This window comes from Burkholderia diffusa, from assembly GCF_001718315.1.
Classification (GTDB): Bacteria; Pseudomonadota; Gammaproteobacteria; order Burkholderiales; family Burkholderiaceae; genus Burkholderia; species Burkholderia diffusa_B.
Window position 1 is genome coordinate 785,358 of sequence record NZ_CP013362.1, and the last position, 23,601, is coordinate 808,958.

Consider the following 23,601-nt stretch of genomic DNA (forward strand, 5'->3'; position numbering starts at 1 on the left):
CCTTACTGGGCCTGACGCTGCAGGATGTTCGAGAACTCTTCGATGAAGGTCTCGAAGCGGATCGCGAGGCGATCGATGTCGTGCGCGTAGCGGTTGTACGCAACCACAGCCGGAATCGCGGCGAACAGGCCGATTGCGGTGGCGACGAGCGCCTCTGCGATGCCGGGCGCGACGTTCGCGAGCGTCGCCTGCTGGACGTTCGCAAGGCCCCGGAACGAGTTCATGATCCCCCAGACGGTGCCGAACAGGCCGATGTACGGACTGACCGAGCCGACCGACGCGAGGAACGCGAGGTTCGCTTCGAGCACGTCCATTTCACGCTGGAACGACGCGCGCATCGCGCGGCGCGCGCCGTCGAGCACGAGGCCCGGGTCGCTGATGCGCTTTTCCTTCGCCTTCAGGAACTCACGCATCCCCGATTCGAAGATCCGCTCGAGCGCGCCGATCGTGTGCCGATTGTTGGCCGCGCTCTGATACAGCGCCTGCAGGTCGCCGCCCGACCAGAAATCCCTTTCGAAGCGTTCGGTCTGCGCGCGTGCGCGGCGGATCGCGAACCACTTGCGGAAGATGAAGGTCCACGACATCAGCGACAGCAGCAGCAGCAGCCCCATCACAGCCTGGGCCAGCACGCTCGCATTAAGGACGAGGGAAATGATCGACAGGTCTTGAGAAGTGTTCATAGAGGTTTGAGTAACGTCCCTTCGGGGGTGTCCGGCGAGGGCGCACGGTATGCGTGTGGCGCGGCGCGCCGGCCTGGCCTGGCGCCGAACCTTGCTTAGTATCGATTCAGGAAGGCAAGTTCATAGGCTTTGTCCAAACGGTGCTCATCCGAGCTTCGTTGACAATACAGTCTGCCCCGCGTCGATGACGGGCCCGCGGTGCAGCGCGTCGAGCACGACCGGCGGGATTGCCGCAGGCCGGATGCCGGTTCGGTCGACGCAGCCGAGACGGATATGTCCGGCGACGAGCAGCGTGTCGCCACGCCAGGCTTCCTGTGTGAATTCCACCGATGCGCGGCCGATGCGTCCGGGCCGGCTCGTGATCGTCAGCGCGTCGTCGAGTCGCGCTGGCGCGCGGTAGTCGAGGGACGTGCTGCGGACGATGAAGATCGCGCCCGTGTCGTCGGCGAGCCGACGCTGGTCGATGCCGCACGCGCGCAGCCATTCGGTACGGGCGCGCTCGAAGAATTTCAGGTAGTTGGCATAGAAGACGATGCCGCCTGCGTCGGTGTCCTCGTAGTACACGCGCACCGGCCAGGTGAAGCCGGAGTGCGCGTCCGGGGAGCGGGTAGGCTGAGTCATGGCGCGCATTCTACCGGAAGGCCGAGACGGGATTCGTAACCGATTCGTAACGGAATGTAGTACGCCGCAGCATGCTGCGGGCCGGTCGGAACCGGCCCGTGGCTGCCCCGCCGTGTCAGCCGCGATGGATCGTGAGGCCCGCCGGGGCCTGGGCGACCGGCATCATTTCGATCGTGTTGATGTTGACGTGTGCGGGGCGCGTTGCGATCCAGTAGATCGTGTCGGCGATGTCCTCGGCCGTGAGCGGCTGGACATTCTGGTAGACATTCGCCGCCTTCGCATCGTCGCCGCGAAAGCGAACGTTCGAGAATTCCGTGCCGCCGCACAGGCCCGGCTCGATGTCGGTGACGCGCAACGGTGTGCCGATCAGGTCGGCGCGCAGGTTCAGGCTGAATTGTCTGACGAAAGCCTTGGTCGCACCATATACGTTCCCGCCCGGATACGGATAGGTGCCGGCCACCGAACCCAGGTTGAAGATATGGCCGCGACCGCGCTCGATCATGCCGGGCAGCAACGTATGGGTGACGGTCACGAGGCCCGAGCAGTTCGTGTCGATCATGGTCTGCCACTCGTCGAGGCTGGCCTTGTGTGCAGGCTCGACGCCGAGCGCGAGACCGGCGTTATTGACGAGCACATCGAGCGCGGCGAATTCGGCGGGAAGGGCGGCCGGCACGGCTTCGACGGCGGCGCGGTCACGCACGTCGAGCTCGAGCGGCAGCAGTGCGTCGCCGAGTTCGGCCGCGAGCGCATCGAGGCGATCCTTGCGACGTGCGGTTGCGACGACACGGTGGCCGCCCTTGACGAAGGCTCGGGCGATGGCGGCGCCGAAGCCGGCGGACGCGCCTGTGACGAACACGATCATTGCTGCTCCTGGTCGGTAACAAAGTAGCGGATGGTATCCCGCAAGCCTACTGAGATTGCGGCATCGCGGCAAGGCGCCAAAGCGCGTTGGCACGGGCGCGTAAAATCTGGCCCTTATTGTTTCCGGGCTACTGCCGTGCGGTTGCCTATTCATGACGCATCCAATACACTAACGCGCTCATCACCCCTGCGTGACTGGCGATAGAACCCTTCGGGTTCAAGGTGGAGCATCCCACCGTGAAGCGCGGGGCGCCGTTTTTGCCGTTCGCCTGGGCAGCCGTTGTGCGCCGTCGCGTGCATCGCCGGTGGCTGTCCTGCCTCGCGTCATACGGATTCTTCCGCCACGTCGGGCTGGTTCCGCCAGCAGCGCAATGTACTCGGCCACTCCGGTCAACCTGTACACACTTAACGGAAACCGTATGTTTGACAGAGCCCAAAGCACCATCGCGAACGTCGACCCCGAAATCTTTGCAGCGATCGAGCAGGAAAACCGCCGCCAGGAAGAGCACATCGAGCTGATCGCATCGGAAAACTACACGAGCCCGGCCGTGATGGCCGCACAGGGCTCGCAGCTCACGAACAAGTACGCGGAAGGGTATCCGGGCAAGCGTTACTACGGCGGCTGTGAATACGTCGACGTGGTCGAGCAACTGGCGATCGACCGCGTGAAGCAGCTGTTCGGCGCGGAAGCCGCGAACGTGCAGCCGAACTCGGGTTCGCAGGCGAACCAGGGCGTGTTTTTCGCGATGCTCAAGCCGGGCGACACGATCATGGGCATGAGCCTCGCGCACGGCGGCCACCTGACGCACGGCTCGCCGGTGAACATGTCGGGCAAGTGGTTCAACGTCGTGAGCTACGGTCTGAACGAAAACGAAGACATCGACTACGACGCCGCCGAGAAACTGGCGAACGAACACAAGCCGAAGCTGATCGTGGCGGGCGCGTCGGCATTCGCGCTGAAGATCGACTTCGAGCGTCTGGCGAAGATCGCGAAGTCGGTCGGTGCGTACCTGATGGTCGACATGGCGCACTACGCGGGCCTGATCGCGGCGGGCGTGTATCCGAACCCGGTGCCGCACGCGGACTTCGTGACGACGACGACGCACAAGAGCCTGCGCGGCCCGCGCGGCGGCGTGATCCTGATGAAGGCGGAGTACGAGAAGCAGATCAACTCGGCGATCTTCCCGGGCATCCAGGGCGGCCCGCTGATGCACGTGATCGCGGCGAAGGCGGTGGCGTTCAAGGAAGCGCTGTCGCCGGAATTCAAGGCGTACCAGGCAAAGGTGGTCGAGAACGCGCGGGTGCTGGCTGAAACGCTGGTCAAGCGCGGGCTGCGGATCGTGTCGGGGCGTACGGAAAGCCACGTGATGCTGGTGGACCTGCGCGCGAAGCACATCACGGGCAAGGCGGCGGAAGCGGCGCTGGGCGCGGCACACATCACGGTGAACAAGAACGCGATCCCGAACGATCCGGAAAAGCCGTTCGTGACGAGCGGGATCCGTCTGGGTTCGCCGGCGATGACCACGCGCGGCTTCGGCCCGGCGGAAGCGGAGATGGTCGGCAACCTGATCGCCGACGTGCTCGAGAACCCGGAAGATGCAGCGACGATCGAGCGCGTGCGCGCGCAAGTGGCCGAGCTGACCAAGCGCTTCCCGGTTTATCGCTGATCCGGCATGCGCTGCCCGTTCTGCCGGCATGAGGACACGCAGGTCGTCGACTCGCGCGTGTCCGAAGATGGCGCCGCGATTCGTCGGCGCCGTCGTTGTTCGGCTTGCGACAAGCGCTTCACGACGTACGAGCGGGTCGAGCTGAACCTGCCGGCCGTCGTGAAGAAGGACGGCAGTCGCACGGAATTCGACCGTCGCAAGATCGTCGCCAGCATGCAACTCGCGCTGCGCAAGCGGCCGGTTGCGGCTGACGCGATCGACGCGGCGGTTGCCCGCATCGAATATCAACTGCTCGCGACCGGCGAGCGTGAAGTGCGTAGCGAGAAGCTTGGCGAACTCGTGATGAACGAGTTGCGCGGCCTCGATACGATCGCCTATGTCCGTTTCGCATCGGTTTATCGCCGGTTCGAGGATGTTTCCGAATTTGCCGACGTGATCGAAGAGTTCCGTCGCGCGTCCCCCTCCAAACCTCCGCGTAAGCGCTGACGCGCTGCGTCCGTTCATCGTCTTCTCCGTGGGTTCGGTTCGCGCCGATTGTGTCGGCCGCGATCGCATGTCGCCAGTCGGCCGTTCGGCTAATGGCGCGTGTCTGCTTGCGTCGCTACAGTCGTCGCATCACGTTGACGGAGGGCGATGGCGATGGGACTGCACCGATCGGGCGTTGAACGATGCATGCGATGTAGCGGCGGTTTTACGCTCGTCGAGCTGATGGTCGCGATCGCGCTGGCGGCCGCGATCGGCCTATACGCAGTGCCGGCATTCGATCAGTGGCACATGCGTGAACGTGTGGATGCACGCTCGCGCGCATTGCTCGGTGCGCTGTCGTTCGCGCGCACCGAGGCGACACGGCTCGGCGTGCGCGTGACGTTGTGCAGGGCCGGGCGCGACGGCGGCTGCATGCATTCCGGCGAGCGGTGTGACCTCGCGGGATGGTCGTGCGGCTGGATCGTCAGCGGGCAATTCGACGGACGATCGCGCGTGCTGCGGCGCTATCCGCGCGATGCCGACATCGCTGTCGCGGGGGCGGCGCACGATCTGGCATTTGCTCCGCCGGCGGGCCAGGTGCTTGGAGGGATCAGGCGTTTCGAGTTGCGTCCTCAGCGCATGCTGTCCGGTGACGACACGCGCGTGTCGCGCTGCATCCGGATCGCGGCGGGCGGCCGGGCGCGCGTCGTCACTGGTCGCTGCGAAGCGGCATGAAGCGCGCGCGAAAGTCGATGCACGGCACGTCGCTGCTCGAAGCGGTGCTGGCCGTCGCGCTACTCGCCACCGTGATGCTGGCCGTGGCCGGCAGCCAGCTTGCGATGACGCGCGCGCAGCGGGCGACGATCTGGCGTGAACGCGCGCTGTGGCTGGCCGATGCTCGCATTGAGAGCCGGCGTGCGGTGGCAGGCTCCGACGACGGCATCGCGGCGCTCGCGTCGGCATCATTGCCAGACGGCACGACGGCGCTCGACGGTGCGCCGGCCGATGTCCGCTACGTGACGGTCGGCTGGCGTGACGCTCACGCCTACGCGCCGACATCGGCGCGCTGCGACAGTGCGCGGGTAACGGCCGTGCCACCGTCGTGCGTGCGCATGCCGTTTCGGGAGGCAGAGGTCAATGCCGATGAACGGTGAACGCCGCAGCCGCGCGCATACGCTGCTCGAAGTGCTGATCGCGATGACGGTCGGTCTGCTGGTGCTTGCCGCTGCCGGTACGCTGTACCACGTCCAGCGCGTCGCGCAGCGGCGAGCGGAAGACGGGTTCCGGATGCGCGATGCGGCCTCGACCGCACTGATGCTGATCGGCCAGCAGATCCAGATGGCCGGGTTTCGCCCGCTCGACGTCGAAGGGCCGCCATCGTTACCGGCGGTGTTCGGCTGTTCCGCGGGCCGTGTGCGAGGCAATGGAGCGCAGGTGCGCTGCGAAGCCGTGCGCGCAGCGTCGGACGCATTGCTGGTTCGTTATGTCGGCGATACCGTGTCGACATGGCCGACGATCGGGGCACAGGTGTCTGATTGTCTCGGGCAGGGTGTTGGCGCGCCGGGTGAGCGGCCGCTCGTGGAAAATCGTTTCGATGCGCATGTCAGTCCGTCGACCGGCGAGCCCGAGTTGTACTGCGAGGGCAGCGGGCGCCCGGGTACGCCGCAACCCGTCGTGTCCGGCATCGATCAACTGCGCGTGCGCTACCTTCGTAGAAAAAACGCGCAGTTTGTCGACGCCGGAGCGATAGGCAGCGGTGACTGGCGCGATGTCGTTGCCGTGCACGTGTGCGTCCGTGCGCGTGGCGAACCGATGCACGAGCCCGCGCGTCATGTCGATTGCGACGGCCGCACAGCCATTTCGTCGGATGGTCGCGCGCATCTGGTGCTGCATCGAATCGTCGCGCTGCGCAATGCCGTGGTCGCATTCACTGATCCGCTGGGTGACGCGGCGCGGGATCAAGGGGTGTTGCGATGATCGACGCAAATCGATCCGTCGACGAACTCGCGATGCGATTCCGCAGGCCGCGCAAGGCAGCACGCCGTGGCGTTCCGCGACATGCGGTTCGCGATGAAGGCCCCATGCCGAGCGGGACAACATCACGCATGCGTTGTCCGTCCGCCAGCCGCGGCTGGCGTCGTGACGCGGGTCTGGCGCTGCCCGCCGTAATCGCGGTCGGAGCGGCAGTCGCCGCGCTGACCGGCACATTGTTCGAATCCGCACTGACGGAATCGCGCCGCGCGCGTGCATTGTCGGATCGGCTGATCGCATTTCATGCAGCCGATGCAGCGTTGGCAGCCTGCACGGCGCGATTGCTCGGAGGCTGGGCGCCGTACATCGACGCACCCGCGTCACCCGGCGAGCCGGACGCATGGCGGCGTGCGCCCGCGCTGAGCGTCGCCGAAGCATTCGCCCCGTTCGCTTCGTGGCCGATGGCGGCCGAGCCGCCGCGTTGCCTGATCGAAGCCTGGCGAGGTATCGGTCCTCAAGGGAGTCGCGCTTATCTCGTTACCGCGCGTGGTGTCGGTGGCCATGCGTCAAGCGCGGTCTGGCTGCAGCGCCAGATCGCGCTGCGAGACGGACGCATCGTTGCACAGCGGTGGCGTCGCGTCGCGGCGGTTCATCGATGAAATGGCCCGCATCGATGCGCCGGTCGGTGGCGTTCACGTTGCTCGAACTGATGATCGTGCTCGCGATCGCGGCCGTGCTGGCCGGGTGGGGTATCCCATCGTATCGCGAGCATGTCGTGCGCGTGCATCGCGCGTCCGCGGTCGCTGCGCTCTACCGCGCAGCTCAGTATCTCGAAACGCTCGACGGCGCGCCGCCACGGACGCTGCCGGACGCATATTCGCAGGCGCCCCCGGACGGTCAAGCGGTCTACCACGTGACGCTGCGGCGAGCGTCGGCGATGATGCGCCGGTGGCGTACGAACTCGTTGCACGCCCGCTCGATGGCGGCCCGATGCGCGACGACGCATGCGGCGCATTCACGCTGCGTGCGGACGGGACTAAAGGCAACGCAGGATCGAACGACGCGCAGGTCGACGCATGGGAGCGGGCATGCTGGGGCGCGCGTTGATCACGCGATCACACACGGAAAACGTGCATCGGCGCGGCGCCGTGCGCCTGTCGTTGCGCGTCAGTCGTCGTTCGCGGCAGTTCCGCGCTCGTCGCGCGACTGTTTCCAGATCCGGTAGACCTCCCATGCGGCGAAGCCGAGGGAGCCCCACTTCAACGCGGGGCCCGCGCTCGCGCGCAGCAGCGAGCGAACGGGTTTCGCCAGCACGAGCGACGCGAGCGAACTCAACATCGGGTACTGGTTGACGAGTTGGCCGAGGCTCGCGTTCAGGTTCTTGGCGGACTGGCTGAACCTGGTGCCCGACAGGCCGGGGACGAACACCTTGAGCCAACTGAAGCGCGTGACGGCGTGGCGCATTTCGGCGGCGGCTTCGGCAAGCTCGAGCCGCTCGACCTCGGATCGCAGGATCAGCAATTCCTTGCGGAGTGCGCGATGCTGCGACGCGCTCCAGTTCGATCGCGACGAATGGGGGCGGGTTGAATGGCCCGTGACGTTCTGGCTCATGGCGCGTCGGCGAAGTAGGTGAGAGAGGGAAACGCGACTGCGTTCACGGCTTGCCGCGGAAAATCTCGCGGTCTTTCTCGAGTTCGGCGAGCGTCGCCTCGAACACGGTCGGCGCGTCGCGCAGGCCCGAACGCGCTTTCAGCGCACATACGATGCCCGCGATCGCGTACAGCGCGGTGATGGCTGCGAGCGACTGCCAGCGATAGGTATCCCAGAACGCGATCGCGACGAGCACGGTCAGGCTGATGAGCGCCATCGTCGCGAGCATCATGGCCGCGAGCCCGAGGAACAGCACGCCCATCAGGCGTTCCTTCTCCTCGGCGAGCTCGATGCCGACCAGTTCGAGGCGCGTTTGCAGGAGGCCGATCGCGGAGCCGACGAGGCGGCGCAGCGGTCCCTGGCCGGACGGCTGCGGGTGAGTGTCTGTCGTCATGGATGAGGCGCTTGTGCGCGCAATGAGCGGCTAGGGCAAAGCCGGCCGGGGGCGAACCGCCGGCTGGCCTCGGCACCCATGCGCCGCACGGGGCGGCACACGGGATGGCGCATGGAGCGGAACGGCGCTGAGCGCGTTACTTGCGGTTGATCAGCAGGCCGATCAGCACACCGACGCCAGCGGCGACGCCGATCGACGTCCACGGATGCTCGTGCACGTAGTCGTCGGTCGCGCGCGCGGCCTTCTTGCCCTTCTCGACCACCACGACCTGGACGTCGGTTGCCTTTTCCTTGGCCTGCTTCAGGCGCGACATGGCTTTCTCGCGCAGCTCGGCCGCACGGTCGCCCGTGCTGCTCGCTGCCTGCTTGAGCAGATCCTCGGCGTCCGCGAGAACGGTTTTGATATCCGACATCAGTTTCTCCTTGTTGATTTCCGACATTGCAACTCCCTTCATGCTGTCATGCTGCAGGTTCACATCGTAGCGAAACCCCTGCCTGCTGGCGAGCCGGGAAGACACGCGGCGGCGGTGCAAGACCACATGGTAAACGACTCGTAAGCAGTGACAGAGCCGCAAATGCTGCGAAAAGTTTCCGTTGCGGACGTCCGGCCTGCGCGGATACCGGGTAAAAATGACAAAAAAGTATGAATATCAAACGGAATAATCGTTCGCACCGCCCATTGCTTCCCGTAAGCTGATGGACTGTCCCGCGCCGTCCAGCGCGCGGTTTCAACCAGCATCGTTCGAGGAGGGAACATCATGAGTCTGCGTCTTGGTGACATCGCACCGGATTTCGAGCAGGAATCGAGCCTGGGCCCCATCAAGTTTCACGAGTGGCTGGGCAACAGCTGGGGCGTCCTGTTCTCGCACCCGGCCGACTACACGCCGGTATGCACGACTGAACTCGGGCTGACCTCGAAGCTGAAGGGCGAATTCGAGAAGCGCAACGTGAAGGTGATCGCGCTGTCGGTCGACGGCGTCGAATCGCACAAGGGCTGGATCAACGACATCAACGAAACGCAGTCGACCGTCGTCGGCTTTCCGATCATCGCCGACGCGGACCGCAAGGTATCGCAGCTGTACGACATGATCCACCCGAACGCGAACGAAACGCTGACGGTGCGCTCGCTGTTCGTGATCGACCCGAACAAGAAGGTGCGGCTCACCATCACCTATCCGGCCAGCACCGGCCGCAACTTCGACGAAGTGCTGCGCGTGATCGACTCCCTGCAACTGACCGACAACTACAAGGTCGCGACGCCCGGCAACTGGAAGGACGGCGACGACGTCGTGATCGTGCCGTCGCTGCAGGATCCGGAAGAGCTGAAGAAGCGCTTCCCGAAGGGCTTCAACGCCGTGCGTCCGTACCTGCGCCTCACGCCGCAGCCGAACAAGTAAGCAGCGGCTGCCGCGTCGGCGGCGCGTGACGAACGCACGCACCGATGAAAACGGCCCGCCGGGCAGCGATGCCGGGCGGGCCGTGTCGTTTCAGCGGCGACGACATGACGCGACGGGTGTCGTCGCGTATCGCGCGAATGATCAGAAGAATGCCTGGATGCCCGTCTGCGCGCGGCCGAGGATCAGCGCGTGGATGTCGTGCGTGCCTTCGTACGTGTTCACCACTTCGAGGTTCACGAGGTGGCGCGCGACGCCGAATTCGTCCGAGATGCCGTTGCCGCCGAGCATGTCGCGCGCGAGTCGCGCGATGTCGAGCGCCTTGCCGCACGAGTTGCGCTTCATGATCGACGTGATTTCGACGGCCGCCGTGCCTTCGTCCTTCATCCGGCCGAGACGCAGCACGCCCTGCAGGCCGAGCGTGATCTCGGTCTGCATGTCGGCGAGCTTCTTCTGGATCAACTGGTTCGCGGCGAGCGGCCGTCCGAACTGCTTGCGGTCGAGCACGTACTGGCGCGCGGTGTGCCAGCACGATTCGGCCGCGCCGAGCGCGCCCCAGGCGATCCCGTAGCGCGCCGAGTTCAGGCACGTGAACGGGCCGCGCAGGCCGCTCACGTTCGGCATCAGGTTCTCTTCGGGCACGAACACTTCGTCGAGGACGATCTCGCCGGTAATCGACGCGCGCAGCCCGACCTTGCCGTGAATCGCGGGTGCAGACAGGCCCTTCCAGCCTTTCTCGAGGATGAAGCCGCGGATCGCGTCCTTGCCGTTTTCCTCCAGTTTCGCCCACACGACGAACACATCGGCGATCGGCGAGTTGGTGATCCACATCTTCGCGCCGGACAGCGAATAACCGCCGGGCACCTTCTTCGCGCGCGTGACCATGCTGCCCGGATCTGAGCCGTGGTTCGGCTCGGTCAGCCCGAAGCAGCCGATCCATTCGCCGCTCGCGAGCTTCGGCAGGTATTTCTGCTTCTGTGCGTCGGAGCCGAATTCGTGGATCGGCACCATCACGAGCGACGACTGCACGGACATCATCGAGCGGTAGCCGGAGTCGACGCGCTCGACTTCGCGCGCGATCAGCCCGTAACTCACGTAATTGAGGCCGGGGCCGCCGTATTCTTCCGGAATCGTCGGGCCGAGCAGGCCGATCTCGCCCATCTCGCGGAAGATCTCGACATCGGTGCGTTCATGGCGGAACGCCTCGGTGACGCGCGGCGCGAGCTTGTCCCGCGCATACGCCTGCGCGGCATCGCGCACCATCCGCTCTTCTTCGGTCAGTTGCTGGTCGAGCAACAGCGGATCATCCCAATGAAAAGTTGCAGCGCTCATCGTGTTATCTCCTGTCGGCCAGAGTTGGCGCTTCAGCGCGTACTCTGGCCCCATGCTTCGCGGTCGGCCAGAGATGGCGCTTCGGTGCTTGCCCTGATCCCATGGTTTGCGGTCGGTCCGGGGTTGGCGCTTCGCTGCCTGGCCCGATGTCTAAAGTTCGCTTGACTGTAGTTCCGCTGTGCGGAACAATGTTTTGCAAAACGAACCCAGTGTAGCATCACATGACGCTTTCAACCATCGACGAAACCACGATCGACGAACGCAAGTTCGTCGTTGCGCTCGCGCGCGGGCTGGATCTGCTGCGTGCATTCCGGCCCGGCGAGACGATGCTCGGCAATCGCGACTTCGCGGAGCGCACCGGGCTGCCGAAGGCGACGGTGAACCGGCTCGCCTATACGCTGACCGTGCTCGGCTACCTGCGTTATGACGAGACGCTCGGAAAGTATGCGCTCGACGCCGGCGTCCTGTCGCTCGGCTACGCGCTGCTGTCCGGCTCCGGGACACTCGATCTCGCGCGGCCGCACATGCAGGCGCTCGCGCGCGAGATCGGCGCGGCCGTGTCGCTCGGCTGCCGCGACGGGCTCGACATGATCTATCTGGAGACAATCCGCAGCGAAACCGCGCTGACGCTCGGGCTTGCGCCCGGCTCGCGGCTGTCGATGCTGACGAGCTCGATGGGGCGCGCGTACCTGGCCGTGCAGCCGGAGGACGTGCGCCGCGCGCTCTATGCGGATCTGCACCGGGCGGCCGGCGGCGCGGCCGACGCGGATGCGCTCGTCGCGGCCGCGCAGCACGCGGTGGCCGAGTTCTCCACGGGCGGATGCTGCTATTCGTTCCGCGCGTGGCACATGGACGTGAACGCGGCGGCCGTGCCGTTTCGTGAGCCGCGCGAGGGGCGCTGGCTGATCCTGAGCTGCAGCGGGCCCGCGTCGTCGATGGACGAGAACGTGTTCCGCACGCAGATCGGGCCGAAGCTGAAGGCGCTCGCGCAGCGGCTCGGGCAGACGGTCTGAACCGGGCGCCGCGAGCGGCGCGTCGCCGGGTCGACCACGCACCGGCGTGGGCGCCGCCGACGATTGCACCGCGAGCGAACCGCGCTCATCATCGTCCACCCGTTCCGCGACGATGACGAGGTTTGCGATGTCCCACCTGGAAACCATGGAAGGCGGTTGCGCATGCGGGGCGATCCGCTATCGGATCGCCGGCATTCCGGCCGACGCAGGCTTTTGCCATTGCCGGCTCTGTCAGCGCACGACGGGGGCGGCGGTCGTCGCGTCGGCATCGGTGCCGCTCGACGCATTCGAATACCTGCAGGGCGAGCCGACGGTCTATGCGTCGAGCGCCTGGGGCGAGCGGCGCTTTTGCGGGCGCTGCGGCGCGCAGTTGGAGTACCGGCTGGCCGATGCGCCGACGACCGTGGAAATCAACTATGCGACGCTCGACGAGCCGGCGCGGCTGCGTCCCGCATGGCACGTCTGGTACGGGGATCGCTTCCCGGGCATCGAGATCGACGACGATCTGCCGAAATTCGACGATGGCGGAAGAGCGTAGGCGGCGGCCGTCGATGTCGACGTGCCGGCGTCGAATCCGCGCGCAAGCGCGTTCGACCTTTCACGGATGAGCGGAAACGGAACCGGCCGGCATCGAGCGACGATGCACGCCGTCCCCGATTCCCGACGCAATACCGACACCGGATTCCGTCATCCGACGCGCCGCACCGCGCGCGGGCCGGTTCTCCCCTCGCTCAGGCCGGGACGACCTTCGCGAACACCGGCCCCTGCATGAACCGCACGTCGTGCTGGCGCAGCAGCTCGCACTGCGTCTCGTCGACGACGCCGTCGAAAATCAGTGGAATCCGCACGCGCTGCGCATATGCGACCAGCGCCTTCACCATCCCGTCGCGCAACGCGATGCCTGCATCCATCTTGATGTAGTCGGGACGCGCCATCTCCGATTCGACCGCGAGGATCCGGCCCGGGTCGGGCAGCTTATCGGCAACCTTGAAGCCGTGATGCTGGTAGCTGCGCGTCAGGTAGCCGAGGAAGGTTTTATGTGCGACCGCGGCGGCCGGCAGCTCGATCACGATCCGCTCGGTCGGCAGCCCGAAGCGCTGCAGCACCGACCAGAAATGCTTGCCGTGATCGTACTTCACGCTCTTGAGCAGCCGTTCGTGCACGCGCAGGAACAGCAGCCCGTGGCGTTGCGCGCCGAAGAAGTTGATCGCATGCAGCGCGCGGGACAGCCGGTCGATCGCGACGAGCGTCTGGTCGTCGACGGCCGAGTCGACCGGATCGTGCGGCGCACCCGTGACCAGCGTGACGGCCTGGAAGCCGAGTTCGTCGCCGTAGCGTTCGATCGCGTCGGCGAATGACGTCGACTGCGGCGCGCCGGGCATCGTCACGTCGTAGATCGGCTCATAGGCGCTCGCGAGCGTGCGCTCCGGCAGCTTTGCGCACGCGGTGCCGCCCTCGGCGAGCGCAAGGTGTTCCCGCAGATACGGCAATTGCCCCGCACGGACGACCAGCTCGGGAATGTTGGGCGGAATCATTGGCGTAGGAAGGAAAAATGGCGGCCCAAACGGCCGCCTCATGACTTGATATTAGCAGCGCGTGCCCGGCTCGGCTCGGCGTTTCGCTCATATGGTTATCCCGCCCTCGCGTCGATGGCTAGGGTTTACGTTGATTTCACTATTCGTAATTGGTTTTACTATTCGTAAATCCAAAGATTTGTCGCCGATCAAGAAAAGCGGCGTTCGGGCGCCCGGAGCGGCGCCGTTTCCCGAATCGAATCAACAGGAAGCAAGGAGCGAGACGTGGCGGTTGACAGCAGGTGGGCGAGGCAGGGCGGGCCGCGGCAGCGGCGGGCAACGGGCATGAGCGGGACGAAGCCATGCGCTTCGGCGCGCGCGCGGCAGCGCTGAGGAGCGGATGGCGACCATGAGCATCGATTACCAGACGCTGAAATTCGACTACAAGCCGCGCGCGACGCGGGCCGCCGGCGACGATGCGGCCATCCACCCGGTGATCGTCGTCGGTGCGGGCCCGGTTGGCCTGTCGGCCGCGATCGATCTCGCGCAGCAGGGCGTGCCGGTCGTGCTGCTCGACGACGACGACACGCTGTCGACGGGTTCGCGCGCGATCTGCTTCGCGAAGCGCACGCTCGAGATCTTCGACCGGCTCGGCTGCGGCGAGCGCTTCGTCGACAAGGGCGTGAGCTGGCACGTCGGCAAGGTGTTCCTGCAGGACGAACAGCTGTATGCGTTCGACCTGCTGCCGGAGGAAGGCCATGCGCGTCCCGCGTTCATCAACCTGCAGCAGTACTACGTCGAAGGCTATCTGGCCGAGCGTGCGTTCGCGCTGCCGAACATCGACATCCGCTGGAAGCACAAGGTGACGGGTGTCGCGCAAGGGGCGGAACACGCCACGCTCACCGTCGAGACGCCGGAAGGCATCGAGACGCTGCGCGCACAGTACGTGATCGCGGCCGACGGCTCGCGCAGCCCGATGCGCGCGGCAATGGGTCTCGAGAGCCGCGGCCGCACGTTCAAGGACCGCTTCCTGATCGCCGACGTGAAGATGAAGGCGGAATTCCCGACCGAGCGCTGGTTCTGGTTCGATCCGCCGTTCCACCGCAACCAGTCGGTGCTGCTGCACCGCCAGCCCGACAACGTGTGGCGCATCGACTTCCAGCTCGGCTGGGACGCCGACCCGGTCGCCGAGAAGCAGCCGGAGCGCGTGATCCCGCGTGTGCGCGCGCTGCTCGGGCCGGACGTCGAGTTCGAGCTGGAATGGGTGAGTGTCTATACATTCCGCTGCCAGCGGATGGATACGTTTCGGCACGGCCGCGTGCTGTTCGCGGGCGACTCCGCGCACGGCGTGTCGCCGTTCGGCGCGCGCGGCGCGAACAGCGGCGTGCAGGACGCGGACAACCTCGCGTGGAAGTTGAAGCTCGTGCTCGACGGCCGCGCGGATGACCGCCTGCTCGACACCTATGCGAGCGAACGCGAATTCGCGGCCGACGAGAACATCCGCAACTCGACGCGCTCGACCGATTTCATCACGCCGAAAAGCGCGGTGTCGCGCGTGTTCCGCGACGCGACGCTGAAGCTTGCACGCGACTGCGAATTCGCGCGCAAGCTCGTGAACAGCGGCCGCCTGTCGGTGCCGGCGGTACTCGCCGATTCGCCGCTGAATACGCCGGACCGCAACGGCGACGTGTTCGCGTGCGCGATGCGCGCGGGCGCGGCCGCCGCTGATGCGCCGGTGCGCGCGCAGGGCGTGTCGGGCTGGCTGCTGCGGCATCTGGGCGACGGCTTCACGGGCGTGCTGTTCGGGCTGCCGGGCGACGCCGCCGCACTCGCGCAGGCCCTCGACGGCCTGGCGCTGCCGGTGCGGCCGGTGCTGGTCGTGCCGGCCGGGCATGCGCAACCGGTGGCCGGAGTCGACGTCGTGGAGGACGTTGACGGCCTCGCCGCGCAACGCTACGACGCGAAGCCGGGCACGTTCTACCTGCTGCGCCCCGACCAGCACGTCTGTGCGCGGATGCGCTCGCTCGAGCGCCAGGCGGTCGCCGACGCGCTGGCGCGCGCGACCTGCGCGCGCGGAACATCGCATTGAACACGACAACGATACCGGAGACACCCGTCATGCCCCGACTCGACACCCGCCCGCGCCTGGCCGATCCGGATGCGTTCTACGAAGCGCTGATCGACATGCATCGCGACCTGTCCGACGCCGACAGCCAGCTCGTCAACGCGAAGCTGATCCTGCTGCTCGCGAACCAGATCGGCGATGCCGACGTGCTGCGCGAAGCGATGGCGCTCGCGCGCCAGGGCGTGACGCCTCCTGTGCATCCCGCCGCCGAGGTGGCGCAATGAGCGCGGCGCCGGCCGACGCGCGCGTGCTCGAAGTCGAGCGCGTGATCGACGAGACCCACCGCCCGGGTTTTCACTGGATGCTGCTCGCGTTGTGCGGGCTGTGTCTCGTGATCGACGGTTTCGATGCGCAGGCGATGGGGTATGTCGCGCCCAGCGTGATCGCCGAATGGGGCGTGCCGAAGCAGGCGCTCGGGCCGGTGTTCAGCGCGAGCCTGTTCGGGATGCTGCTCGGCGCGCTCGGGCTGTCGGTGCTGGCCGACCGGATCGGGCGGCGCCCGGTGCTGATCGGCTCGACGCTGTTCTTCGCGGCGACGATGCTCGCGACGCCGTTCGCGGGTTCGATCCCGGTGCTGATGGCGCTGCGCTTCGTCACGGGCCTCGGCCTCGGCTGCATCATGCCGAACGCGATGGCGCTGGTCGGCGAATTCAGCCCGGCCGCGCATCGCGTGAAGCGGATGATGATCGTGTCGTGCGGCTTCACGCTCGGCGCCGCGATCGGCGGCTTCATCAGCGCCGCGCTGATTCCGGCGCTCGGCTGGCGCTCGGTGTTCTTCGTCGGCGGCGCGGTGCCGCTCGTGCTGACCGTCGCGATGCTCGCGCGGCTGCCGGAGTCGCTGCAGTTCCTGGTGCTGAAAGGGCGCGACACGCAGGCACGCGCGTGGCTCGCGCGCTTCGCGCCTCAGGCCGGCATCGATGCGAGCACGCGCCTCGTCGTGCGCGAGCGCGCGGCGAGCGGCGCGCCGGTCGCCGAGCTGTTCCGCGATGGCCGCCTGCCGGTCACGCTGCTGCTGTGGGCGATCAGCTTCATGAACCTGATCGACCTGTACTTCCTGTCGAACTGGCTGCCGACCGTGATGCGCGACGCGGGCTATTCGCCGGGCACGGCGGTGATCGTCGGCACGGTGCTGCAGACGGGCGGCGTGATCGGCACGCTGTCGCTCGGCTGGTTCATCGAACGCTACGGCTTCGTGCGCGTGCTGTTCGCGTGCTTCGCATGCGCGGCGGTCTCGGTCGGACTGATCGGCTCGGTCGCGCATGCGCTGCCGTGGCTGCTGATCGTCGTGTTCGCGGGCGGATTCTGCGTGGTCGGCGGGCAGCCGGCCGTGAATGCGCTCGCCGGCCAGTATTACCCGACGTCGCTGCGCTCGACCGGCATCGGCTGGAGCCTCGGCATCGGCCGGATCGGCTCGGTGCTCGGGCCGCTCGTCGGCGGACAACTGATCGCGCTCAACTGGACCAACGGCGCGTTGTTCCATGCGGCCGCGTTGCCCGTGCTGTGCTCGGCGCTGTTCGTGCTGGGACTGGCCGGCGTTACGCGTCGCAGCGCTGCGCAGGCGCCGAACGCCGCCATGAATTGATGGAGAAAGGAAACGATGACGCTTGACCTGTCGAAACCGGCGCGAGCCGGCTACCTGAGCGGTTTCGCGAACGAATTCGCGACCGAGGCACTGCCCGGCGCGCTGCCGCACGGGCGCAACTCGCCGCAGCGCGCGCCGTACGGGCTGTATGCGGAGCAACTGTCGGGCACCGCGTTTACCGCACCGCGCAGCCACAATCGCCGCTCTTGGCTGTACCGGATCCGTCCGGCGGCCGTGCACCGGCCGTTCGAGCCGTTCACGGGCCCGCAGCGGCTCGTGTCGGAATTCGCCGACTCGGCCGACGTGCCGCCGACGCCGCCGAACCAGCTGCGCTGGGATCCGCTGCCGATGCCGGTGGAGCCGACCGATTTCGTCGAAGGGCTCGTGACGATGGCCGGCAACGGCTCGGCGGCCGCGATGAACGGCTGCGCGGTCCACCTGTACGCGGCGAACCGCTCGATGCAGGACCGCTTCTTCTACAGCGCCGACGGCGAACTGCTGATCGTGCCGCAACAGGGGCGGCTCTTCATCGCGACCGAATTCGGCCGGCTCGATGTCGAACCGTTCGAGATTGCGGTGATCCCGCGCGGCGTGCGTTTTTCCGTCGCGCTGCCGGACGGCGACGCGCGCGGCTACATCTGCGAGAACTTCGGCGCGCTGCTGCGCCTGCCCGACCTTGGGCCCATCGGTTCGAACGGACTCGCGAACCCGCGCGATTTCCTCACGCCGCAGGCCGCGTACGAGGATCGCGAAGGCGCGTTCGAGCTGATCGCGAAACTGAACGGGCGCCTGTGGCGCGCGGACATCGGACATTCGCCGTTCGACGTCGTTGCGTGGCACGGCAACTACGCGCCGTACAAATACGACCTGCGCCTGTTCAACACGATCGGTTCGATCAGCTTCGACCATCCCGATCCGTCGATCTTCCTCGTGCTGCAGTCGCCGAGCGATACGCCCGGCGTCGACACGATCGACTTCGTGATTTTCCCGCCGCGCTGGCTCGCGGCCGAGGATACGTTCCGCCCGCCGTGGTTCCATCGCAACGTCGCGAGCGAGTTCATGGGGCTCGTGCACGGCGCGTACGACGCAAAGGCCGAAGGCTTCGTGCCGGGCGGCGCGAGCCTGCACAACTGCATGTCGGGCCACGGGCCGGATGCGGACACGTTCGAGAAGGCGTCGGCGAGCGACACGACGAAGCCGCACAAGGTCGACGCGACAATGGCGTTCATGTTCGAAACCCGCACGCTGATCCGGCCGACGCGCTATGCGCTCGACACCGCGCAGCTGCAGGCCGACTACTTCGAGTGCTGGCAAGGCATCAAGAAACACTTCAATCCGGAGCAACGATGAGCGACACCCAAGACTGGCGCGCGACGCTCGACCCCGCCCGCAAGAGCTGGGTCGACACGGTGAACGATCCCGCCTGCGATTTCCCGATCCAGAACCTGCCGTTCGGGATCTTCAGCGATGCGAAGCAATCGGCCCGGCGCGCGGGCGTCGCGCTCGGCGACCAGATCGTCGACCTCGCCGCGCTCGCGCGTGCGGGCCTCGTGACGCTGCCGACCGGTGCTGACGTGTTCGCCGCGCCGACGCTCAACCCGTTCATCGCGCTCGGTCGCGACGCATGGCGCAGCGTGCGCGTGCAGCTGTCCGACCTGTTCTCGCGCGACGACGCGCGACTGCGCGACGACGCCGCGCTGCGCGCGCAAGTGCTCGTCGCGCAACGTGATGCGACGCTGCATCTGCCGGTCGATATTCCCGGTTACACCGATTTCTATTCGTCGAAGGAGCATGCGACCAACGTCGGCTCGATGTTTCGCGATCCGAAGAATGCGTTGCTGCCGAACTGGTCCGAAATGCCGATCGGCTACAACGGCCGCGCGTCGTCGGTGGTCGTCAGCGGCACGCCGGTGCGGCGCCCCAACGGGCAACTGAAGCTGCCCGACCAGGAGCGTCCGGTGTTCGGCGCATGCCGCAAGCTCGACATCGAGCTGGAGACGGGGTTCATCGTCGGCAAGGGGAACGCGCTCGGCGAGCCGATCGCATGCGAGGATGCCGAAGCGCACATCTTCGGGATGGTGCTGCTGAACGACTGGAGCGCGCGTGACATCCAGCAGTGGGAATACGTGCCGCTCGGCCCGTTCAATGCGAAGACCTTCGCGACGACGATCTCGCCATGGATCGTCACGCTCGACGCGCTCGAGCCGTTTCGCGTCGCGCAGCCCGAGCAGTCGCCGCAGCCGCTCGCGTATCTGCGGCACGCGGGCAAGCACGCATTCGACATCGCGCTGGAAGTGACGCTGCGCCCCGAAGGGGCCGCCGAGGCGACGTCGATCTGCCGCACCAACTTCAGGCACATGTACTGGACGATGGCGCAGCAGCTCGCGCATCACACGGTCGCGGGCTGCAACACGCGCGTCGGCGACCTGATGGGATCGGGCACGATCAGCGGGCCGACGAAGGATTCGTTCGGCAGCCTGCTCGAGCTGACGTGGAACGGCAAGGAGCCGCTCGCGCTGAACGGCGGCGGCAGCCGCGCCTTCATCGAGGACGGCGACGAACTCACGCTCGCGGGCTGGTGCCAGGGCGACGGCTATCGCGTCGGGTTCGGCGCATGCGCGGGCAAGATTCTGCCGGCGCACGGCGGATAACCGACTGCACCGCGACTCGCGACGCGTAGTCCGGAAGGACAGGGCGGCCCGCATTGCGCGGGCCGTTTTCGTTGTGGCGGCGGATGGCGACGCGCACGCGCCGGTGCGTGACGCTGGACACGAGCATCGGCGCTCACGCCAGCGACAGCGGCAGCGTCAGACCGCGCGCTGCAACGCGGCGCGCCGCTCCCACAGCGCGGCCGCGACGAACGCGGCGACGCACACGACCAGCACGCCGATCAGCGCGTTGCTGCCCAGTTGCTCCATCAATGCACCTGCAACCAGCGGGCCGCCGAAGCTCGCGGCACTCCACGATGCCGACACGAGCGAGCTCGCGGTGACGAGCGCCGCGCCGCGGAAGCGTTCGCCGCATGCGACGAGCGACAGCGTGTAGATGCTGCCGGCGGCCGCGCCCAGCACGAACAGCAGCGGCCAGCACAGCCACGGGTTCGCGATCACGAACGGCAGCAGCGGCAGGCCCGCGAGCACGATCCAGCCGGCGCCGAGATGCACGCGTTCGCGGCCGAGCTTGTCCGCGAGCCAGCCGATCGGGAACTGCATCGCGGTGTCGCCGAACAGCATGATCGACGCGAGCAGCACCGCCGTCGCGCTCGCGACGCCGTGATCCATCGCATAGAGCGGCAGCAGCGACAGCGCGAGCGTATCGAACAGCGCGAAGAAGCCGGTGCCGATGATCAGCGCGGGCATGCGCGGCAGCACGGCAAGCCAGCTGTCGTGCGCTGCGTGATGCGCATCGTCGCCGGCGAGCGGCGCGCGGCGGATCGTCGCGAGCGTCGGCAGCGCGAGCAGGAACAGCGCGCCGCACAGCGCGAAGCGGATGCTCGTCGCGCCGGCGATCTGGCTGACGAGCACGGGCCCCGCCATCTGGAACAGCGTGAAATTGGTCGCGTAGATCGCGACCACGCGGCCGCGCGTCGAATCGTCGGCGAGCTGGTTGACCCACGCCTCGCCGATGGTGAACAGGAGCATCAGCGCCGCACCGCACAGCACGCGCAGCACGCCCCATACCATCAGGTTCGACGTGAACTGCATCAGCGCCGTGGCCGCCGCGAGCAGCACGACGGACACGACGATCGCACGGCGTGCGCCGATGCGCCGCGCGAGCGCGGTGACGAACGGGACGATCGCGAGGCCGCCCAGTGCCTGCGCGGCCGTCAGCATGCCGACGACATTGGTGCCGTGTCCGGCTTCGGTCAGTGCAAGCGCGGTGAGCGGCATCGTCGCGCCGGTGCCGAGACCGACGACCGCGACGCTCAGGATCAGCGCGAGGAAATCACGATTGAGAATGGCTTTCATCGGCCGCGATGCTACACCGCGAACCCTGAAAGGTCCATGAAGGCCATCAGGGTTGCATGGCGTTGTTTGCGCAACGAACGCGGCGGCACGCGGCCGGCTGCCGCACCGCCGCGCGTCGCCGCTGCGCGCGCGTCATACGTATCCGGTCGGCCCGCTCACCGGACGGCGTTCGAGCGACGCCGACCACAGCGTGAGCGCGAGCGCGGCGACCGCCATCGCCGCACCGACCCACGGCAGATTCACGAGCGACACGCCGGAGCCGATCGCCATCCCGCCGAGCCAGGCGCCCGTCGCGTTGCCGAGGTTGAATGCGCCCTGGTTCAGCGTGGACGCGAGGTTCGGCGCGTCGCTCGCGCGATCGACGATCAGGATCTGCAGCGGCGGCACGATCGCGAACGCGAGGATGCCCCACACGAAGATCGTCGCGAGCGCCGCGAACGGCACGTGCATCGTGCCCGCGAACAGCGCGAGGACGATGCCGATCAGCGCGAGCGTGGCGATCAGCGACGGCATCCGGCGCCAGTCGGCGAGCTTGCCGCCCAGCGTGCCGCCGACCGTCAGGCCGAGACCGAACAACAGCAGCACGTAGGTGACCTGGCGCGGCGAGAAGCCCGTCACGTCCTCGAGGATCGGCGTGATGTACGTGAACACGCTGAACAGGCTCGCGGACGCAAGCACGCTGATGCCGAGCACCATCAGCACCTGCGGGTGCTTCAGCACGCTGAATTCGCGCGTGATGCTGGTGTCGGGCATCGCGAGGTTCCTCGGCAGGCACACCGCGAGCGCGGCGGCCGCGGCGATGCCGATGCCGGTGACGGCCCAGAACGTGGCGCGCCAGCCGTATGCCTGGCCGAGCGCGGTGCCGAGCGGCACGCCGAGCACGTTCGCGAGCGTGAGGCCGGTGAACATCAGCGCGATCGCCTGCGCGCGCCGGTTCGGCGCGACGAGGTTGCTCGCGACCACCGAGCCGATCCCGAAGAACGCGCCATGGCAGAACGCGGTGACGACGCGCGCGGCCATCAGCACCGCATAGCCGGGCGCGATCGCGCAGAACAGGTTGCCCGCGATGAACAGCCCGATGAGGCCCATCAGCGCCCGCTTGCGCGGCATCTTCGCGGTAACGACCGCGAGAATCGGTGCACCGATCGTCACGCCGAGCGCGTAGCCCGACACGAGCATTCCGGCGGCGGGGATCGACACGCCGAGGTCGCGGGCGACATTGGGCAGCAGCCCCATGATCACGAACTCGGTGGTACCGATTCCAAATGCGGCGACGGCTAGGGCGAAAAGAGGTAATGGCATCGCGGTGGGCTGCGGAAAAGGCCGTGGCCCGGGAGCCGGCGCGGGATGCGCGGGACGGGCAGGGCGGGGGAGGCGTCAGCCGCGATTCTACTTCAGTGAAAACCCCTATGCTCGGGGCCAAAACAGATGTTGCCGGCGTGCGACGTGGTCATGGCAGGGCTGCGCCACAGTGTGGGATTCGGGGCGGATGGCGGTGGCGCGCATGAAATTCGGGTCGGAGCGAAGCCCGTGGAGCGGCCGTTCCGCGCGCGTTGCGTTCGGGTATGCGGTCGATCGACGATCGGTCAGCGCTCGTGCCCCGCGCCGGCGGGTGTCGAGTCGGAGCGGTCATCGGGTTCGGCGCCGGCGGGCGATGGCGATGACGGCGATCCGGCTGTCGTGCCGGCGTCCGCCGTGCAATCGGCGGCCTGCGTCACCGGTGCGTCCCAGCCGTTTTCGAACAGGCATGCCTCGATCGGCATCCGCGCGGCCCAGCGCTCTTCCTCGAGCATCGGCTTCGCATAGAACGCATCGACATGCCCGACGCACAGCACGGCGATCGGCTTCGCGCCGGCCGGCATGCCGAGCAGCGTGCGCAGCGCGTCGACGTCGAACAGCGATACCCAGCCCATCCCGAGCCCTTCCGCGCGTGCGGCGAGCCACATGTTCTGGATCGCGCAGGCGGCGGATGCGAGGTCCATCTCCGGCAGCGTGCGGCGGCCGAATACGTGGCGCTCGCGATCGTCGGTCAGCGCGACGACCAGCAACTCGCCGCATTCGCGCACGCCTTCGACCTTCAGCCGCATGAATTCGTCCTGCCGCTCGCCGAGCGCGTCGGCCGTCGCGCGGCGCTCGGCCTCGACCAGCGCGTGGATCGCGGTGCGCAGCGCGGGATCGGTGATGCGGATGAAGCGCCATGGCTGCATGAAGCCGACGCTCGGCGCATGGTGCGCGGCGCGCAGCAGCCGCGCGAGCGTGGCGGGATCGACGGGCGCCGGCGTGAAGTGGCGCATGTCGCGCCGTTCGAAGATGGCGCGGTAGACCGCGGCAATGGCGGAGTCGTCGAAACGCATGAGCGGCAGAA

Annotated in this window: 25 protein-coding genes, 1 pseudogene and 1 riboswitch; of the genes and pseudogenes, 15 read left to right on the plus strand and 11 right to left on the minus strand. The window is 67.3% G+C overall.

The features are described from left to right. Nucleotides 1-2 precede the first annotated feature (2 nt). The 3 genes from tolQ to WI26_RS03515 form a co-directional block, all read right to left on the minus strand. Complete coding sequence (tolQ, locus tag WI26_RS03505; protein ID WP_010091489.1) at nt 3-680, minus strand: protein TolQ; 678 nt, start codon at nt 678-680, stop codon at nt 3-5. Nucleotides 681-824: 144 nt separating this feature from the next. Beyond that, complete coding sequence (gene ybgC / locus WI26_RS03510) at nt 825-1,310, minus strand: tol-pal system-associated acyl-CoA thioesterase (RefSeq protein ID WP_059538244.1); 486 nt, start codon at nt 1,308-1,310, stop codon at nt 825-827. Nucleotides 1,311-1,416: 106 nt separating this feature from the next. After that, nucleotides 1,417-2,163 carry an SDR family NAD(P)-dependent oxidoreductase gene (locus WI26_RS03515; protein WP_069225197.1) on the minus strand — a complete coding sequence of 249 codons (747 nt, stop codon included), beginning with the start codon at nt 2,161-2,163 and terminating at the stop codon, nt 1,417-1,419. Between the two features lie 180 nt (nt 2,164-2,343). Beyond that, a riboswitch (ZMP/ZTP riboswitch) is annotated at nt 2,344-2,444 on the plus strand. 137 nt (nt 2,445-2,581) lie between these two features. Between WI26_RS03515 and glyA the strand changes: the two genes are divergently transcribed. From glyA to WI26_RS03550, 7 genes and pseudogenes are all read left to right on the plus strand, one after another. Then, nucleotides 2,582-3,829: a serine hydroxymethyltransferase gene (gene glyA, locus WI26_RS03520; RefSeq protein ID WP_069225198.1), complete on the plus strand. Its 1,248-nt coding sequence runs from the start codon at nt 2,582-2,584 to the stop codon at nt 3,827-3,829. A gap of 6 nt (nt 3,830-3,835) precedes the next feature. After that, entirely contained in the window at nt 3,836-4,315 is a 480-nt protein-coding gene (gene nrdR / locus WI26_RS03525; RefSeq protein ID WP_006760615.1) for a transcriptional regulator NrdR, read from the plus strand. Nucleotides 4,316-4,468: 153 nt separating this feature from the next. Then, nucleotides 4,469-5,029: a GspH/FimT family pseudopilin gene (locus tag WI26_RS03530; RefSeq protein WP_069226342.1), complete on the plus strand. Its 561-nt coding sequence runs from the start codon at nt 4,469-4,471 to the stop codon at nt 5,027-5,029. Further along, the gene (locus WI26_RS03535; RefSeq protein WP_069225199.1) at nt 5,026-5,448 is read left to right on the plus strand and encodes a PulJ/GspJ family protein; all 423 of its coding nucleotides are present in this window, start codon (nt 5,026-5,028) and stop codon (nt 5,446-5,448) included. Before WI26_RS03530 ends, WI26_RS03535 begins: the two co-directional genes overlap by 4 nt. Further along, a complete protein-coding gene (locus tag WI26_RS03540; RefSeq protein ID WP_081334220.1) occupies nt 5,432-6,271 on the plus strand; it encodes a PilW family protein in 840 nt (279 codons plus the stop codon). The genes WI26_RS03535 and WI26_RS03540 overlap by 17 nt, the downstream gene beginning before the upstream one ends. Nucleotides 6,272-6,375: 104 nt before the next feature. Continuing rightward, nucleotides 6,376-6,924 (plus strand): pilus assembly protein, encoded by a 549-nt coding sequence (locus WI26_RS32905; RefSeq protein WP_081334274.1) that lies wholly within the window; start codon nt 6,376-6,378, stop codon nt 6,922-6,924. Beyond that, nucleotides 6,921-7,372 (plus strand): annotated as a pseudogene (locus tag WI26_RS03550) (type IV pilin protein). Before WI26_RS32905 ends, WI26_RS03550 begins: the two are co-directional and overlap by 4 nt. 60 nt (nt 7,373-7,432) lie before the next feature. Here the strand turns inward: WI26_RS03550 and WI26_RS03555 are convergent. The 3 genes from WI26_RS03555 to WI26_RS03565 all read right to left on the minus strand — a co-directional run bounded on the left by WI26_RS03555 (nt 7,433) and on the right by WI26_RS03565 (nt 8,748). Continuing rightward, nucleotides 7,433-7,876, minus strand: coding sequence for a DUF3318 domain-containing protein (locus WI26_RS03555; protein WP_069225200.1), 444 nt, complete (start codon nt 7,874-7,876; stop codon nt 7,433-7,435). A 43-nt stretch (nt 7,877-7,919) separates the two neighbouring features. Further along, a complete protein-coding gene (locus WI26_RS03560; RefSeq protein ID WP_059468500.1) occupies nt 7,920-8,309 on the minus strand; it encodes a phage holin family protein in 390 nt (129 codons plus the stop codon). A gap of 136 nt (nt 8,310-8,445) precedes the next feature. Continuing rightward, a complete protein-coding gene (locus WI26_RS03565; protein WP_006754606.1) occupies nt 8,446-8,748 on the minus strand; it encodes a DUF883 family protein in 303 nt (100 codons plus the stop codon). A gap of 318 nt (nt 8,749-9,066) precedes the next feature. On the opposite strand from WI26_RS03565, the gene WI26_RS03570 reads away from it, so the two are divergent. After that, a complete protein-coding gene (locus tag WI26_RS03570) occupies nt 9,067-9,705 on the plus strand; it encodes a peroxiredoxin (RefSeq protein WP_069225201.1) in 639 nt (212 codons plus the stop codon). Between the two features lie 141 nt (nt 9,706-9,846). Here the strand turns inward: WI26_RS03570 and WI26_RS03575 are convergent, their stop codons facing one another. Next, complete coding sequence (locus WI26_RS03575) at nt 9,847-11,034, minus strand: acyl-CoA dehydrogenase (RefSeq protein WP_069225202.1); 1,188 nt, start codon at nt 11,032-11,034, stop codon at nt 9,847-9,849. A 221-nt stretch (nt 11,035-11,255) separates the two neighbouring features. Here WI26_RS03575 and WI26_RS03580 point away from each other — a divergent pair, with 221 nt between their 5' ends. Together WI26_RS03580 and WI26_RS03585 are read left to right on the plus strand one after the other, a co-directional pair. Then, nucleotides 11,256-12,047 carry an IclR family transcriptional regulator gene (locus WI26_RS03580; RefSeq protein ID WP_059508865.1) on the plus strand — a complete coding sequence of 264 codons (792 nt, stop codon included), beginning with the start codon at nt 11,256-11,258 and terminating at the stop codon, nt 12,045-12,047. A 127-nt stretch (nt 12,048-12,174) separates the two neighbouring features. Next, complete coding sequence (locus WI26_RS03585; RefSeq protein WP_059468503.1) at nt 12,175-12,585, plus strand: GFA family protein; 411 nt, start codon at nt 12,175-12,177, stop codon at nt 12,583-12,585. 193 nt (nt 12,586-12,778) lie between these two features. Here WI26_RS03585 and WI26_RS03590 read toward each other — a convergent pair whose 3' ends face one another. Then, nucleotides 12,779-13,582 carry an EAL domain-containing protein gene (locus WI26_RS03590; RefSeq protein WP_069225203.1) on the minus strand — a complete coding sequence of 268 codons (804 nt, stop codon included), beginning with the start codon at nt 13,580-13,582 and terminating at the stop codon, nt 12,779-12,781. Nucleotides 13,583-13,961: 379 nt separating this feature from the next. Between WI26_RS03590 and WI26_RS03595 the strand changes: the two genes are divergently transcribed. From WI26_RS03595 to fahA, 5 genes are read left to right on the plus strand one after another with little or no spacing between them, the layout of a single operon-like run. Continuing rightward, nucleotides 13,962-15,650, plus strand: a complete 1,689-nt coding sequence (locus tag WI26_RS03595; protein WP_069225204.1) for an FAD-dependent oxidoreductase — start codon at nt 13,962-13,964, stop codon at nt 15,648-15,650. Between the two features lie 29 nt (nt 15,651-15,679). Further along, nucleotides 15,680-15,910 (plus strand): DUF2783 domain-containing protein, encoded by a 231-nt coding sequence (locus WI26_RS03600; protein ID WP_014897947.1) that lies wholly within the window; start codon nt 15,680-15,682, stop codon nt 15,908-15,910. After that, on the plus strand, nt 15,907-17,268 hold the full coding sequence (locus tag WI26_RS03605) for an MFS transporter (RefSeq protein ID WP_069225205.1): 1,362 nt from the start codon (nt 15,907-15,909) through the stop codon (nt 17,266-17,268). The genes WI26_RS03600 and WI26_RS03605 overlap by 4 nt, the downstream gene beginning before the upstream one ends. Nucleotides 17,269-17,283: 15 nt before the next feature. Next, the gene (gene hmgA / locus WI26_RS03610; protein ID WP_069225206.1) at nt 17,284-18,618 is read left to right on the plus strand and encodes a homogentisate 1,2-dioxygenase; all 1,335 of its coding nucleotides are present in this window, start codon (nt 17,284-17,286) and stop codon (nt 18,616-18,618) included. Next, on the plus strand, nt 18,615-19,919 hold the full coding sequence (gene fahA, locus WI26_RS03615) for a fumarylacetoacetase (RefSeq protein ID WP_069225207.1): 1,305 nt from the start codon (nt 18,615-18,617) through the stop codon (nt 19,917-19,919). The genes hmgA and fahA overlap by 4 nt, the downstream gene beginning before the upstream one ends. 156 nt (nt 19,920-20,075) lie before the next feature. Here fahA and WI26_RS03620 read toward each other — a convergent pair whose 3' ends face one another. From WI26_RS03620 to bluB, 3 genes are all read right to left on the minus strand, one after another. Further along, nucleotides 20,076-21,236 carry an MFS transporter gene (locus WI26_RS03620; protein ID WP_069225208.1) on the minus strand — a complete coding sequence of 387 codons (1,161 nt, stop codon included), beginning with the start codon at nt 21,234-21,236 and terminating at the stop codon, nt 20,076-20,078. Between the two features lie 132 nt (nt 21,237-21,368). After that, entirely contained in the window at nt 21,369-22,538 is a 1,170-nt protein-coding gene (locus WI26_RS03625; protein WP_059537836.1) for an MFS transporter, read from the minus strand. 284 nt (nt 22,539-22,822) lie between these two features. Next, nucleotides 22,823-23,590: a 5,6-dimethylbenzimidazole synthase gene (gene bluB, locus WI26_RS03630; RefSeq protein WP_069226344.1), complete on the minus strand. Its 768-nt coding sequence runs from the start codon at nt 23,588-23,590 to the stop codon at nt 22,823-22,825. Nucleotides 23,591-23,601 lie beyond the last annotated feature (11 nt).

Bases quoted from the DNA above. Each gene is read 5' to 3' on its own strand.
- tolQ (WP_010091489.1), bottom strand. From the start codon at position 680: ATGAACACTTCTCAAGACCTGTCGATCATTTCCCTCGTCCTTAATGCG.
- ybgC (WP_059538244.1), bottom strand. From the start codon at position 1,310: ATGCGCGCCATGACTCAGCCTACCCGCTCCCCGGACGCGCACTCCGGC.
- WI26_RS03515 (WP_069225197.1), bottom strand. From the start codon at position 2,163: ATGATCGTGTTCGTCACAGGCGCGTCCGCCGGCTTCGGCGCCGCCATC.
- glyA (WP_069225198.1), top strand. From the start codon at position 2,582: ATGTTTGACAGAGCCCAAAGCACCATCGCGAACGTCGACCCCGAAATC.
- nrdR (WP_006760615.1), top strand. From the start codon at position 3,836: ATGCGCTGCCCGTTCTGCCGGCATGAGGACACGCAGGTCGTCGACTCG.
- WI26_RS03530 (WP_069226342.1), top strand. From the start codon at position 4,469: ATGGGACTGCACCGATCGGGCGTTGAACGATGCATGCGATGTAGCGGC.
- WI26_RS03535 (WP_069225199.1), top strand. From the start codon at position 5,026: ATGAAGCGCGCGCGAAAGTCGATGCACGGCACGTCGCTGCTCGAAGCG.
- WI26_RS03540 (WP_081334220.1), top strand. From the start codon at position 5,432: ATGCCGATGAACGGTGAACGCCGCAGCCGCGCGCATACGCTGCTCGAA.
- WI26_RS32905 (WP_081334274.1), top strand. From the start codon at position 6,376: ATGCCGAGCGGGACAACATCACGCATGCGTTGTCCGTCCGCCAGCCGC.
- WI26_RS03555 (WP_069225200.1), bottom strand. From the start codon at position 7,876: ATGAGCCAGAACGTCACGGGCCATTCAACCCGCCCCCATTCGTCGCGA.
- WI26_RS03560 (WP_059468500.1), bottom strand. From the start codon at position 8,309: ATGACGACAGACACTCACCCGCAGCCGTCCGGCCAGGGACCGCTGCGC.
- WI26_RS03565 (WP_006754606.1), bottom strand. From the start codon at position 8,748: ATGTCGGAAATCAACAAGGAGAAACTGATGTCGGATATCAAAACCGTT.
- WI26_RS03570 (WP_069225201.1), top strand. From the start codon at position 9,067: ATGAGTCTGCGTCTTGGTGACATCGCACCGGATTTCGAGCAGGAATCG.
- WI26_RS03575 (WP_069225202.1), bottom strand. From the start codon at position 11,034: ATGAGCGCTGCAACTTTTCATTGGGATGATCCGCTGTTGCTCGACCAG.
- WI26_RS03580 (WP_059508865.1), top strand. From the start codon at position 11,256: ATGACGCTTTCAACCATCGACGAAACCACGATCGACGAACGCAAGTTC.
- WI26_RS03585 (WP_059468503.1), top strand. From the start codon at position 12,175: ATGTCCCACCTGGAAACCATGGAAGGCGGTTGCGCATGCGGGGCGATC.
- WI26_RS03590 (WP_069225203.1), bottom strand. From the start codon at position 13,582: ATGATTCCGCCCAACATTCCCGAGCTGGTCGTCCGTGCGGGGCAATTG.
- WI26_RS03595 (WP_069225204.1), top strand. From the start codon at position 13,962: ATGGCGACCATGAGCATCGATTACCAGACGCTGAAATTCGACTACAAG.
- WI26_RS03600 (WP_014897947.1), top strand. From the start codon at position 15,680: ATGCCCCGACTCGACACCCGCCCGCGCCTGGCCGATCCGGATGCGTTC.
- WI26_RS03605 (WP_069225205.1), top strand. From the start codon at position 15,907: ATGAGCGCGGCGCCGGCCGACGCGCGCGTGCTCGAAGTCGAGCGCGTG.
- hmgA (WP_069225206.1), top strand. From the start codon at position 17,284: ATGACGCTTGACCTGTCGAAACCGGCGCGAGCCGGCTACCTGAGCGGT.
- fahA (WP_069225207.1), top strand. From the start codon at position 18,615: ATGAGCGACACCCAAGACTGGCGCGCGACGCTCGACCCCGCCCGCAAG.
- WI26_RS03620 (WP_069225208.1), bottom strand. From the start codon at position 21,236: ATGAAAGCCATTCTCAATCGTGATTTCCTCGCGCTGATCCTGAGCGTC.
- WI26_RS03625 (WP_059537836.1), bottom strand. From the start codon at position 22,538: ATGCCATTACCTCTTTTCGCCCTAGCCGTCGCCGCATTTGGAATCGGT.
- bluB (WP_069226344.1), bottom strand. From the start codon at position 23,590: ATGCGTTTCGACGACTCCGCCATTGCCGCGGTCTACCGCGCCATCTTC.